The sequence below is a fragment of the Duganella paludis genome (assembly GCF_054461335.1).
Map to the genome: position 1 here is coordinate 5,883,416 of NZ_CM136922.1, position 12,312 is coordinate 5,895,727.

Annotated in this window: 10 protein-coding genes; all 10 read right to left on the reverse strand. The window is 68.2% G+C overall.

Annotated elements, in window-relative coordinates:
• Position 1 precedes the first annotated feature (1 nt).
• Positions 2 to 928: a diguanylate cyclase domain-containing protein gene (locus ACXZ1M_RS26060; RefSeq protein ID WP_459050499.1), complete on the reverse strand. Its 927-nt coding sequence runs from the start codon at positions 926 to 928 to the stop codon at positions 2 to 4.
• Positions 925 to 5,496, reverse strand: a complete 4,572-nt coding sequence (locus ACXZ1M_RS26065) for a PAS domain-containing protein (protein ID WP_459050500.1) — start codon at positions 5,494 to 5,496, stop codon at positions 925 to 927. Before ACXZ1M_RS26065 ends, ACXZ1M_RS26060 begins: the two co-directional genes overlap by 4 nt.
• Positions 5,497 to 5,588: 92 nt before the next feature.
• Complete coding sequence (locus ACXZ1M_RS26070; protein WP_459050501.1) at positions 5,589 to 6,668, reverse strand: phosphotransferase; 1,080 nt, start codon at positions 6,666 to 6,668, stop codon at positions 5,589 to 5,591.
• 75 nt (positions 6,669 to 6,743) lie between these two features.
• Complete coding sequence (locus ACXZ1M_RS26075) at positions 6,744 to 7,313, reverse strand: type II secretion system protein (protein WP_373991963.1); 570 nt, start codon at positions 7,311 to 7,313, stop codon at positions 6,744 to 6,746.
• Positions 7,314 to 7,368: 55 nt separating this feature from the next.
• On the reverse strand, positions 7,369 to 8,094 hold the full coding sequence (locus ACXZ1M_RS26080) for a hypothetical protein (RefSeq protein WP_459050502.1): 726 nt from the start codon (positions 8,092 to 8,094) through the stop codon (positions 7,369 to 7,371).
• A gap of 9 nt (positions 8,095 to 8,103) precedes the next feature.
• Positions 8,104 to 8,871, reverse strand: a complete 768-nt coding sequence (locus tag ACXZ1M_RS26085) for an ABC transporter permease subunit (protein ID WP_459050503.1) — start codon at positions 8,869 to 8,871, stop codon at positions 8,104 to 8,106.
• The gene (locus ACXZ1M_RS26090) at positions 8,868 to 9,581 is read right to left on the reverse strand and encodes a prepilin-type N-terminal cleavage/methylation domain-containing protein (RefSeq protein WP_459050504.1); all 714 of its coding nucleotides are present in this window, start codon (positions 9,579 to 9,581) and stop codon (positions 8,868 to 8,870) included. Before ACXZ1M_RS26090 ends, ACXZ1M_RS26085 begins: the two co-directional genes overlap by 4 nt.
• Positions 9,571 to 10,050, reverse strand: a complete 480-nt coding sequence (locus tag ACXZ1M_RS26095; RefSeq protein WP_459050505.1) for a hypothetical protein — start codon at positions 10,048 to 10,050, stop codon at positions 9,571 to 9,573. Before ACXZ1M_RS26095 ends, ACXZ1M_RS26090 begins: the two co-directional genes overlap by 11 nt.
• The gene (locus ACXZ1M_RS26100) at positions 10,047 to 10,733 is read right to left on the reverse strand and encodes a hypothetical protein (RefSeq protein ID WP_459050506.1); all 687 of its coding nucleotides are present in this window, start codon (positions 10,731 to 10,733) and stop codon (positions 10,047 to 10,049) included. The genes ACXZ1M_RS26095 and ACXZ1M_RS26100 overlap by 4 nt, the downstream gene beginning before the upstream one ends.
• Positions 10,730 to 12,310: a hypothetical protein gene (locus ACXZ1M_RS26105; RefSeq protein WP_459050507.1), complete on the reverse strand. Its 1,581-nt coding sequence runs from the start codon at positions 12,308 to 12,310 to the stop codon at positions 10,730 to 10,732. The genes ACXZ1M_RS26100 and ACXZ1M_RS26105 overlap by 4 nt, the downstream gene beginning before the upstream one ends.
• Positions 12,311 to 12,312 lie beyond the last annotated feature (2 nt).

The window sequence follows — 12,312 nt, forward strand, 5'->3', positions numbered from 1 at the left end:
GCTAGTCATCGAGGCTGATGCTGTAGCGGTTGCGGCCGGTTTGTTTGGCGCGGTAGAGGTTGGTGTCGGCGGTGCGGATCAGGGTGCTGGGGTCGGTGCTGTCCGACGGCGGCAGGGTGGTCGCCAGGCCCATGCTCAACGTGACGTGCGGGGCGGTCGGCGAGGCCGCGTGCGGGACGGCGAGCTTGCGCACTTCGTCCATGATCCGCCTGGCCACCACTTCCGTGCCGTCGGCCCCTTCCTGCGGCAACAGCAGGATGAATTCCTCGCCGCCGTAGCGCGCCAGCAAGTCCTGAGGGCGGGTGGCGCAACGCTTCATCGCCGCGCTGATCTCCTGCAGGCAGGCGTCGCCGGCCTGGTGGCCGTAGTGATCGTTGTAGAGCTTGAAGTGGTCGATGTCGATCATGATCACCGACAGCGGCAGGCCGGCGCGCGCGCAGCGGCGCCATTCGGCGTCCACGGTGTCGTTGAAGTTGCGGCGGTTGGCCACGCCGGTCAGGCCGTCCGTCAGGCTGAGCTCGCGCATGGCGTCGGCCTGGCGCTTGATGGTCAGCTGGCTGCGCACGCGCGCCCGCACCACCGCCACATTGAACGGTTTGCTGATGAAGTCCACCGCGCCGCCTTCGAGCGCGCGCGTTTCGTCTTCCGGCTGGCTGAGCGCGGTGACGAAGATCACCGGAATGTCCTGCAACCGTGGCGAGCCGCGCATGGCGGCCACCACCGCGTATCCGTCCATGCCGGGCATGACGGCGTCGAGCAGGATCAGGTCCGGCTGCTGGTCAAGCGCGATCTGCAGCGCCTGCTCGCCGTCCAGCGCAAACAACACTTCGTGCTCCTCGCGCAGTGCGTGGTGCAGGATCTGGATGTTTTCCATGGCGTCGTCCACCACCAGGATGCGTCCATTCCGCGCCAGGTCGGTCCAGCTCATGCACTTTCCTTTCGCTGCAACATGTCTTCCACCATCTGGCGCGCGGCCTTGAAGTTGAGGGTTTCCACTGCGTCGCCCAAGGCCTGCGCCTGTCCGGACGATGCCAGCGCCGGACGCAATGCCTTGTAGTGTTCCAGTGCTTTCAGATTGTTATTCTGAAGCAAACTTTGCAACTCCGCCAGTTTTTGCGCAAGTTCGGCTTGGTTGGTGTTGCTTGTGGGAATATCCTGGGCCGGCGCGGCCAGGTTGCGGGCGGTGCGCGTGACCAGTTCCAGCGCCTGCTCGAGCCGGCCCAGCGCGGCGGGCATGGCCAGGGTGTCGGCGTGCTCGTCGTGCAGCACCGCTTCGGCGGCGGCGCTCAGGCGCGCGACGTCGGTGGCGCCCAGATTGGCCGCCACGCCGCGCAGGCGGTGCAGCACCTGCAAGGCCAGGTGGCGCTCGCCGGCCGTCAGCAGGGCGCGCACTTCGGCCACGGCGCCGCCTTGCGACTGTTCGAAGCGTTTGAGCAGCGCGGTCAGGGCGTCCTGGTTGCCGCCCAGGCGCGCCAGCGCGGCGTCGACATCGATGCCCGGCAGCGGCGACCACGGCGGCGTCTGGCTGGCCGGCGGCAGCGCCTTGGCCGGCACCGGCGCCACCATTTCGCGCGTGGCGCCACGGATCGTCACCAGCCGCGTCAGCACCGAGATCAGTTCCTCGACGTCGATCGGCTTGGCCACGTGGGCGTTCATGCCGGCCTCGGCGGCGCGGCGGCGGTCGTCCTCCAGCACATTGGCGGTCATGGCGATGATCGGCAGCGTCAGCAAGCCCTGGCGGCGGATTTCGCGGGTGGCGTCGTAGCCGTTCATGACCGGCATCTGCACGTCCATCAGCACCACGTCGTAGCGCTCCGGCGCACCCGCCAGCAGCGCCACGGCCAGCTCGCCGTTGACCGCCACTTCGACCGTGGCGCCGGCGTGCAGCAGCATGTATTGCGCCACTTCCTGGTTGATTTCATTGTCTTCCACCAGCAGGATGCGCATGCCGTTCAGGCGGTCCTGCAGCGGCGTGTGCTCCAGCTGCATGGACAAGCCGGCGCTGGCGTGGTCGCCGGCCAGCAGGGCGTTGACCCGTCCCAGCAGCCGCCCAGGACTCACCGGCTTGGCCAGCACGCCGGCCAGGCCCAGCGCCGCCGATTGCTGCACCAGCGTGGCGGCCTGGTGCTCGGACACCATCATCAGCACCGGCGGCAGGTGCAGGCCGGCCGGCAGTTGTTGCAGCATGGCGGGTCCGTCGATGCCGGGCATGTCGCGGTCCAGCAGCAGCAGGTCGTAGGGACGGCTGGCGGCGGCGCGCGCCGCCAGCAGGGTTTGCGCCTGGGCCGCGCCGGCGGCGCAGGCCACGTGCCAGCCGAAGCTGTGGCCGGCCGCTTGCAGCGCCTGGCGCACGCTGGCGTTGTCGTCGACGATCAGCACCGACAGCGCGGCGTCGGCCGACAGCGGCGCGGCCGGGGCCTCGGCCACTGCCGCGCCGCATTCGAGCGGGCAGGCGAACAGGAATTCGGCGCCGCGCCCCGCCGCGCTGACGACGCTGATGGCGCCGCCCATCATGTCGGCCAGCTGGCGGCAAATCGCCAGGCCCAGCCCGGCGCCGCCGAACTTGCGGCTGGTGCTGCTGTCGGCCTGCGAGAAGGCGTCGAAGATGCCGGCCTGCTGGCCGGCGGCGATGCCGATGCCGGTGTCGCGCACGCGGAACTCCACCAGCAGCGCGCGGTCGCCGGGCCGGGACATGCCGGGCGCCGGGCGCACCGACAGCACCACCTCGCCGTGCTCGGTGAATTTGATGGCGTTGCCGATCAGGTTGAGCAGCACCTGCTGCAGGCGCATGGGGTCGCCCGCCAGCTCGGTCGGCATGGCCGGGTCGATGTCGTACACCAGCTCCACGCCCTTGTCGCAGGCGCTGCCGCTGAGCATCACGCTGATGCTGTCGAGGATGTGCTGCAGCTGGAAGTTGGCGTGTTCGAGCACCAGCTGACCGGCCTCCACGCGCGAGAAATCGAGCACGTCGTTGACCAGGCTGAGCAGGGACTGGGTGGCGAACTGGATCTTGTGCAGGTAGCCGCGCTCGCGCGGCGCTAGCGGCGCTTCCTCCAGCAGGCGTGCCAGGCCGATAATGGCGTTCATCGGCGTGCGGATCTCGTGGCTCATATTGGCCAGGAATTCGCTCTTGGCGCGGCTGGCGGCTTCGGCGCGGTCGCGCGCGACGATCAGCTCCTCGTTGACCTCCTGCAAATGCAACTCCGTTTCCTTTAATTCGGTGACATCAGAGACTAGCACAAAGAAACCCACTACCGTGCCGCCATCGTCGACATCGGGGATGTAATTGACCCAGGTGTGGCTGGTCTCGCCCGAGGGCCAGCACAGGCGGCCGGCAAAGCCCTGCGGTTCGCCGGCCAGCGTGGCCTTCACATACGGCGCGCTTTCGGCATATTGTTCGGCGCCCAGCAGCTCGGGCATGGCGGCGCCGAGGATGTCGTTCTGGCCGACCCCGTACCAGTCGAGGAAGTAGCGGTTGGCGAAGCGGCAGCGCAGCGTGGCGTCCCAGTAGGCCACCATGCCGGGCAGGTTGTCGGTGACGGTGCGCACGAAGTGCTCGCTGGCGGCCAGCCGTTCGGCGGTGGCGCGCAACGCTTCCTTGGCCTGCTTGCGCTCGGTGATGTCGAAGGCGATCCCCAGCACGTGGGTGGCCTGGCCGTGCTCGTCGCGCAGGGCCACCTTGCGGGTGGTCAGATAGCGCGTGCCGGCCGGCGTGGTCAGCGGCTCCTCGGCGATTTCGGTGACGCTGCCCGGCTCGGACGCCAGTACCCAGCGGTCGGCGGCGGTGAAGACGTCGGCCTGCTCGGCGGGCGCGATCTCGTAGTCGCTCTTGCCGATCAGCTGTTCGCTGCTGTCCAGCCCGTACATCTGGGCGCCGTGGCGGTTGAACATGGCGTAGCGCAGGTCGGCGGCGTGTTTCAGGAAGATCATGGCCGGCATATTGTCGACGACCGAACTGAGCAACTGGCGCGAGCGCCGCAATTCCGCCTCCACGTGCTTGTGGTCGGTCACGTCCAGCAACAGCGCGGTGATGCCGATGACCTTGCCGTCGGTGCCGAACTGCGGATAGTAGCTGACCACCCAGTGGCGCAGTTGGTCGGGCGAGGAGGCCGGATGGCCGCTGCGCTCGATGCCGGTCAGCGGCTTGCCGCTGGCCAGCACCTGGCGGTAATCCTCCAGCACGCGGTTGCGCACGTCGTCGTCGGGAATCATGTCGCCGATGTGGCGGCCGAGGTGGGCCACCACTTTTTGCTCGTTGAGGGCGGCCAGGTAGTCGTTGATGCGCAGCACCCGCAGTTCGGCGTCCACGTAGCTCAGGCCGACGGGCGCGGTGGCGTACAGGGTTTCCAGCTGGGTGCGGTTTTTTTCGAGCTGGAGGGTGCGCTCCTCCACCAGGCTTTCCAGTTCGTGGCTGTGGCGCAGCAGGTCGCCCTCCAGCGAGCCCAGCGCGTGGGCCAGCATGTCGGCCTCGGCGAAGGTGGCGGCCGGCATGGCGAACGGCTTGCCGCCGGCCAGCGCCTGCGCCGGGCCGACCAGTTCGCGGATCGAGCCGGCGATGCGTCCGCCCACCGACCACGCCAGTGAGAAGCCGGCCGCCAGCACGGCCAGCATGGTCAGCGCGATCACCATCACCGCTTCCATCGATGCCTGGATGGCTTTCGATTGCGGCGTCGACAGGGCCACGGCGACGCCGCTGACCGGCGCCCGGTTCAGGCCTGTGTACACCGGCGTGCCGCTGGCGTCGTCCATTTCCAGCAGCACTTCCTGCACCTGGGCCAGCCGCGCGCGCAGCTCGGGCGCCGCCGCGCTGCCCAGCAACAGGCGCGGGCCGCCGGCCTGGGCGATGATGTTGCCGTTGGCGTCGAACAGGGTGACGGCCTGCTCGGCGGTGATGTGTTCGTCCTTGAGGATGCGTTCCAGCCGGTCCGGCTTGAGCAGCGAGGTGAACGCGTAGACGACCCGGCTGTCGAGGAACACCGGCACGTCGATCGCCAGCAGCGCGCTGCCTTGCACCACCATCAGCGAGATCTGCGGCCGGCCGCGCTCGAACAGCGGCGCCAGCCGGAGCGCGTTGCTGACCGGGTTGAAGCGCTCGGGCAGGGGCGCACCGAGGTTGAGCAAGGTGCGGCCGGTGTGGTCGCTGAGGATGAACTGGGACGCTGGGAAATTCGGGCTGAGCAGGGCGCCGGCTTGCAGCCGCAGGGCGTTGAAGTCGGCGTTGCGCAGGCTGGGCGAGGTGGCCAGCGCGGTGATGGCGCCTTCGCTTTGCACCAGGTCGCGGTCGATGGCGGCGGCCACGGCGCGCGCCTCTTGCTGGGTGTCTTGCTTGAGGGACTCGCGCTCGTTGGTGTAGAACTTGCCGACCAGGGCGCCGAAACCGATCACCGTCGGCAGCGCGCAAGCCAGCACCAGCAGCGCGATCTGCGAACGGATGGATGGTAACGGTTTGCGTTTCTGGTCTGGCACGCCCTTGGCCTCACTCTGTGCTGGCAGCACGATAGTAGCCGAGCCCGACGGTTTTAACCAAGGGCTTTTATCCCGTCGCCGGCCGTTCCGCCACAGCGATAAGTGAGTCCCTTACGGCGGTCCTAGATGGCCTTGCCGCAGGCGTAGGCCCAGCCCAGCTCGGCCATCGGCCGCGCCATCTGGCCCGACTCCAGCGCCTGCGCACTGGCCGCCGTGCCGTCCACGTAGCGCTTCATGATGCCTTGCATGATGCTGGCCAGGCGGAACATATTGAACGCCAGGTAGAAATTGAAATCGGCCAGCTGGATGGTCTTGCCGGTGCGCTCGGCATAGCGGGCGATGTAGTCCTGCTGCGAGGGGATGCCCAGCGCCGCCAGGTCCAGCCCGCCGATGCCGCGGAACTTGCCCGGCTCGATGTGCCAGCTCATGCAGTGGTAGGAGAAGTCGGCGAACGGGTGGCCCAGGGTCGACAACTCCCAGTCCAGCACGGCCAGGATGCGCGGCTCGGTCGGGTGGAACAGCAGGTTGTCGAGACGGAAGTCGCCGTGCACGATGGCGGTGTCGTCGCCGGCCGGGATGTTGGCCGGCAGCCAGGCGATCAGCTGGTCCATGGCTTCGATGGTCTCGGTCTGCGCGGCCAGGTATTGCTTGCTCCAGCGCTCGATCTGGCGCGCGAAGTAGTTGCCGGGCTTGCCGTAGTCGGCCAGGCCGATGGCGGCGTAGTCGATGGTGTGCAGCTGGGCGATCACGCGGTTCATTTCATCGTAGATGGCGGCGCGTTCGGCCGGCGTCATGCCGGGCAGGGCCTGGTCCCACAGCACCCGGCCTTCGACGAATTCCATCACGTAGAAGGCGCGGCCGATCACCTCTTCGTCGGTGCACAGCGCGTACTGGCGCGCGGCCGGGAAGCCGTGCTGTTGCAGCGCGTCCATGACGCGGTATTCGCGTTCGATGGCGTGGGCCGAAGGCAACAGCTTGGCGGCCGGCGCCGGCTTGGTGCGCAACACATAATGCTGGATGTGCGGCGCGCTGCCGATGCTCAGCTTGAAGGTGGGGTTGGACTGGCCGCCCTTGAATTGCTCGACCGTGAGCTCGCCCTGCGGGTAGCCGGCCACGTGCTGGCGCAGCCAGGCGTCCAGCGCCGCCAGGTCGAACTGGTGGCGGGCCGACACCGCCTTGGTACCGATGAATTCTTCGAACATGCTGTCTCCGCTGGTTATTGGCAGTTATTGGTGACAGCTATTCTAGTCCATAAAAGTACGGACGTGCTTTTAATTTCAGAAGAACAGGCCGGTGCGCTGGATCACGCTGCCGTTGTTGGTGTACGGGCCGGTGGCGCGCACCGAACCGGTGTTGTATTTTCCGTCGTCGAGCTTGCTGTCGACCTGTTCGGCGAAGGAGTCGGGCAGGTTGTCCAGGCGCACGCCGTTGCCGCCGCGACCGGCCACCACGTCGTTGTAGATGTAGACCGCGCCGCCCTGGGCGCTGGTCATGAAGTCGGTGGTGCCGTTGAAGGAGCCGGTGATGAAGCCGGCCAGCGCCAGGTGTTGCGGCGCCAGCAGGTATTCGCCGATCTGGCCGTCGCCGTTGCCGTTGCCGGTGGCGCCGGGCGCGTGGGTGGTGCCTTGGACGTCGTCGCCGGGCAGGGCGCGGAATTTATCCTGGTAGGCGTTGACCGCCGCCGTCAGCGAAGTCGATTGCTGGATGATGTTCTTGACGCGGGCGCTGTCGATCAGGCCCTGGCCTTTCAGCACGCCGCCCAGCAGCAGGCCGATGATGACCAGCACGATGGCGATTTCGACCAGGGTAAAGCCGCGTTGACGGGCAGGTTGTGGACGGTGGCGCATGGAAGAATCCTTTCGTTTTTATCTGCGTAGTATAGCAAGTGGAAGATCAAGTGCACTAGGGCTTGCGGCCGGCATCGAGCTGGTTCAGGCGTTCGGAGAGAAACTGCAGTTCGCGCGGATCGGTGACCTGGCCGCTGCTCAGCATGCCGCCGATCAGCGCGCGGGCGGCGTCGCGTTCGTTCATGTCTTCCAGGATGAAGATTTCCAGCTGGCGGGCCCAGGCCGGCACCTGCGGGCCGGTCGCTTGCAGGCGGATCGCGGCGGCGTAGCGGCGCGCCAGCGGCAGGTCGTGCAACTGGTGCTTGGCGGTCAGCGCGGCGTGCGCCAGCCATGGCCAGCGGCGGTTGGGGTCTTCGGCGAAGCGGGCGTGGACGAAGTCCAGCATCACGCGCACGCGCACCGGATCGGCCACCGCGCCGTACACTTCGCTGGCGGCCAGCAGCGGGTACTGGCCGCGCGGGTCGAGCTCCAGCACGCGCTGCAGCCAGCTCACCACGCGGCCGTAGTCGAGATTGCGCCAGGCGATGCTGACGCCGGCCTGGTCGTCGTGGCCCTGCACGTACAGCATGGTGGCTTTCGACAGGGCGACCGGGTCGCCCAGCGCGGCCAGCTGCAAGGCCGCCAGCGATGGGGCGGGCGGCAGGTCCTGCGCGCGGGCGCTGGGCGGCGGACGGCTGGCTTGCCAGAGGAGTTGCGCGGACAGCGCCAGCAGCACGGCCAGCAGCACCGCGCGTGGCGCCCGGCGTGCGGAGGAAGGTGCGGGGAGGGTGGCGGCGGACACGCGCGGGCCTCAGATGTTCTTGCGGTGCAGGTCGAACAGCGCGGCGGCGGCCAGCAGCGCCACGTAGATGGCCGTTTGCGCGGCGATGGACGCCAGGTCGCCGCCGCCGCCGTTGTGGTACACCAGCCAGTCGCTGCGCGTGAACTGGTCCAGGTGCGGCAGCAGCAGCGCCAGGCCGTCGATGCCGGTGTTGAGCACCTGCTGGCCGGCGCTTTGCACGCTGGAGCCGCCGTGGCCCAGCAACTGCAGCGTGGCGATCGCGCGCGCCAGCAGATAAAAGGAACACACCGCCGCCAGCGCCGGCATTACCTGGTTCAAGGTCAGCATGCACAGCACGCTGAAGGCGGCCACGATCCAGCATTCGCACAGCAGCGAGACGGCCCACAGCGCGGCCTGCGCGGGCGGCGCGAAGAACAGGCCCAACGTGCCGAACAGCAGCGCCGGCAGCAGCGCCAGCGCGCCGAAGCCGGCCAGCTTGCCGAACAGGTAGACGGCGCGCGGCAAGGGCAGGGCCAGCAGCAGTTCCAGTCCCTTGTCGCTGGCTTCGCGCGCCATGCTGGTGACCACGAAAGTGGCCACCAGGAATACCGCCGCCAGCCGCAGCACGGCGCCCAGCAGGGCCGCCTGCAGCGCGCGGCTTTCGGTCAGCGCCAGTTCGTTGAGGAAGCCGCTCACGGCCACCGCGCCGGCCGCCATGATCAGCAGCAGCCACAGCAGCCGGTTGCGCAGGGCTTCCAGCAGCGTGTAGCGGGCGATGGTGACGGCCGGCGCGATCATGGCAGGCGCTGCGCCGTCACCATGCGGTTGTACAGGATATTGGGCGAGACCCAGGTCACCATGTCGTCGAAGGTGCCGCCGGGGGCGCGCGGATCGTCGCTCGGGTCGCGCGTGATCAGGGCGTTGCCGGAACTTTGCAGATTGGTTTTTTCATCGAGGTTGCCGCTGCCGGCATCGGCCACCACGGTGTTCTGGTCGCTGGTGGCGCCGTAGCCGTTGCGGCCGAACGAGATGATGGCGGCTGGAATGTCGCTCATGCCGGTGGCCGCGACGAGCTGGCCGTTGAGTGCGCGCGTGGCGATGGTGATGTCACGCGGTGTCCTCAGCGTGAACAGCAAACCCGAATTGGCGAAGGCCGGCGTGACCGTGTAGCCAAGCAGGTGGTTCCAGCCGTCCAGCCGCTGCACGCCCAGCGTGGCCCACGGCAGGTAGCCGTAGCGCTTGTTGCAGACATTGCCGTTGCGGTCTTCCAGCCCGTTGCTGGCCGAGATGGCGGGGCAGGGCAGATAGCCGCTACGGAGCGCAAAACCGAACAGCGCCTCGCGCGCTTCGCCCATGGCGCGTTGCGTGTCGGTCACGCGGCGCTGCTCCATCATGGACGCCATGGGCGCCATCAGGCCACCCATCAGCAGGCCGATGATGAGCAACACGATGGCGATTTCCACCAGCGAGAAGCCGGATTGCCGGCCAGGCGGGTACTTATTGTTCATTTACATCCTTGATGCGGTTTTGGTTCAAGTCGTAGCGCTGGCCGGGCTTGAGCACGATCTTCTTACCGGACGGCAGGGTCACCGTCAGGCTGTCCTGGCGCGACAGATTGTTTTGCAGGCCAGGTTGCGGCACGCCGTTGAGCCATACCGTGCTGCGGTTGTCGCTGCTGCGCAGCACGCCGCTCATGGCCAGCGTGGGCGCCGCCGCTGGTGCGGCTTGCCCGGCGCCGGGGTTCATGTCGGGCATGGCGGCCGGTCCGCCCGGCATGCCGGGGGCCGGCGCCACGCCCTGCGAATTGGGCAGCAGGGCGGCGCTGTTGCCGCGCCCGGCTTCCATCGTATCGCGCTCGGCCGGCGTGGAGAACAGGCGGCCGAGCTGGGTTTGCGCCTGGGCCGGCGTGCCTAGCGCCAGCGCCACCACCGTGGCAACGGCGGCCAGAGCGGAGGTCGGGGAAGCGGCGCGCTTCATGGTTTGCCTTTCGGCCCGGCTACCGCCAGCGACGGCGCTTTCGGCGCGGTGTTGAGGGTGATCCAGTTCAGCGTGCAGTCGGCGCCCAGCGTCGAGGCGCCCGGCGTGCCGGCCACCACGCCGAGCCGCTTGATCGAGCAGTCCTGCACGGCGAAGTAGCTGTTGTCGCGCAGGTTGACGAAGAAGTTGAACAGGTCCAGTTCGTGCAGCAGTTCCATGTGCAGGTGCATGCGGCTGCCGCGCAGCTGGAATTCGCCCAGGTCGAGCGGCGCCTCCAGCGTGACCACTTGCTGCGGTTCGATCTCGTAGCTCAGCGGCGGCAGCTTGAGCTGGTCCTGGGCCTGGCGGATCGCGTCCAGCCACTCCAGCCGGCGTTCGTCGCCGATCAGGCCGCGCTGCCGCAGCGCCACGAAGCGGTGCTGGAAGTTGCGGATGTCGCGTTTTTCGTTGTCCACCTGCGCGTAGCGCGAGTAGGCGGCGTCGCGGTTGCGCTGCGCGTGCTCGGCCAGGTCGATGGCGTCGCGCATTTTCGACTGGCTCAGCAGCACGCCGGTGATGGAGACGGTCAGCGCCGCCACCAGCGTCAGCACGGCCGGGCGGATCAGCGGGAATTCGTTGATCCAGTAGGGCAGCGCCACGGCCTTTGCCGCTTGCTTTTTGACGGGGACAGGGGCTTGGCTCATGGCTTCCACACCAGGTTCAGGGTGAATTTGGCGCGACCTGCGGCGGCCGCTTGCGGACCGGCCTTGCCGGTCAGCTTGACCGAGGAGCGCGTGTCCACCGGCGGCTTGTCGATTTCCACCGTCAGGCGCGGGTGGCGGGCCAGCGCCTGCGCGAACTGGTTCATGCTGTCGACGGCGCCGCGATAGTCGTCCTCGGGGGTCGTGATCTCCGCTTCCAGCACCAGCTTTTGCGGCGCGCGCGTGGGGATGCCGGCCACCAGCGAGGAGATCGGCGCGGCCTGGTTGTCTTCCTGGCCCGGCGTCGGCGCCGAGGCGCCCGCAGCCGGCACGCTGACTTTCCAGTCCAGCTGCAGCAGCTGGATCTGCGGCGCACCTTCCAGCGCCTGGCTGACGATGCGGGCCATGCCCAGCGGCGTGGCCGACTGCGTGGCCAACATGCGCTCGACATTGACCGCCGCCCGCATATTGGCGGTGGTGGTCACGCGCGGCGGCATTTCGGCCATGATGTCGCGGTAGCGGCGGTCGAACTGCGACGCTTCCGCCGTCAGGCGCGCGCTGTCGCGGTCGGCCTCGATCTTTTCCCACAGGTTGTGGCCGGTCCAGGCGGCGCACACCACGGTCATCACGGCGCTGACGGCGTACAGGCGCACGCGTGCGCGCCACAGCTTGAAGTAGCGCTGCCAGGCGCCCAGCGTGTAATGGGTTTCCGGATCGCGCCGCGCCAGGAAGGCCAGCATGGCCGGCTCGGCCAGGCGCGCGGCGCGCTCGTCGACCTCGTCGCCGCCGGTCTTCAGGCCGGCGCGCGCGGCCAGCGATTCCAGCGTCATGAAGCGGAACTGGGTTTCGGTGGCGTCCTCGCATTGCGCGTCGAGCTCGGCGCTGTCGGCGGCCGGCGACACCACCACGGTATGTAGCACGTTGCCGCGTCCGAGCAGGCGCTGGCTGGTGAGGAACTGCTGGGTCTTGGCGGTTTCCGTGCCGATGTTGACCGGATTGCCGTCGCGGTCGATGGCCGGCGTCAGGCGCGAAAACTTCAGCATGCCTTTCTGGAAGTAGCTCTGGCGCCAGCCGGCCGACTGCTGCGTCACCAGCAGCAGGTGCTGGTCGCGCAGGCCCAGCTTGTGCACCAGGTCTTCGCTCAGCAGCGTGGTGGTGTACAGGCCGGCCAGCGGAATCTGCATCTGTTCCAGCGCCTCCACCCACGGCTGCACCGAGGACGGATTGGTCAGCGCCGACAGCAGCACGGTGTCGTCGCGGCGGCCGCTTTCCTCGCGGCCCTGCACCTCGTGGTGGCGGAACGGCGTTTCGCGGTATTGCTGCAGCAGGCGCCGCTGCAGCAGCTGGCGCGCGGCCCGCCCGCTCACGTGCGGCATGGTCACGCGCTGGAAGTCTTCCTCGATCAGGTCGGCCAGGATGTAGACCGGCGCGCTGCGCTGATGGCTGTCGACATAGTCCATGAAGTCGTCGACGCCGCCACGGTTGTTGACGAAGCAGACGCCGCCGGTGAGCTTGCCGCCGTGCCACAGGTAGGCGCACAGCTGGTCGCCGGTCAGATAGAATAAATGTTTGCTGAACACGA

What these genes read in the sequence shown, in the direction of transcription:
- ACXZ1M_RS26060 (WP_459050499.1), bottom strand. Translation starts at nt 928, where the DNA reads ATGAGCTGGACCGACCTGGCGCGGAATGGACGCATCCTGGTGGTGGAC.
- ACXZ1M_RS26070 (WP_459050501.1), bottom strand. Translation starts at nt 6,668, where the DNA reads ATGTTCGAAGAATTCATCGGTACCAAGGCGGTGTCGGCCCGCCACCAG.
- ACXZ1M_RS26075 (WP_373991963.1), bottom strand. Translation starts at nt 7,313, where the DNA reads ATGCGCCACCGTCCACAACCTGCCCGTCAACGCGGCTTTACCCTGGTC.
- ACXZ1M_RS26085 (WP_459050503.1), bottom strand. Translation starts at nt 8,871, where the DNA reads ATGATCGCGCCGGCCGTCACCATCGCCCGCTACACGCTGCTGGAAGCC.
- ACXZ1M_RS26090 (WP_459050504.1), bottom strand. Translation starts at nt 9,581, where the DNA reads ATGAACAATAAGTACCCGCCTGGCCGGCAATCCGGCTTCTCGCTGGTG.
- ACXZ1M_RS26095 (WP_459050505.1), bottom strand. Translation starts at nt 10,050, where the DNA reads ATGAAGCGCGCCGCTTCCCCGACCTCCGCTCTGGCCGCCGTTGCCACG.
- ACXZ1M_RS26100 (WP_459050506.1), bottom strand. Translation starts at nt 10,733, where the DNA reads ATGAGCCAAGCCCCTGTCCCCGTCAAAAAGCAAGCGGCAAAGGCCGTG.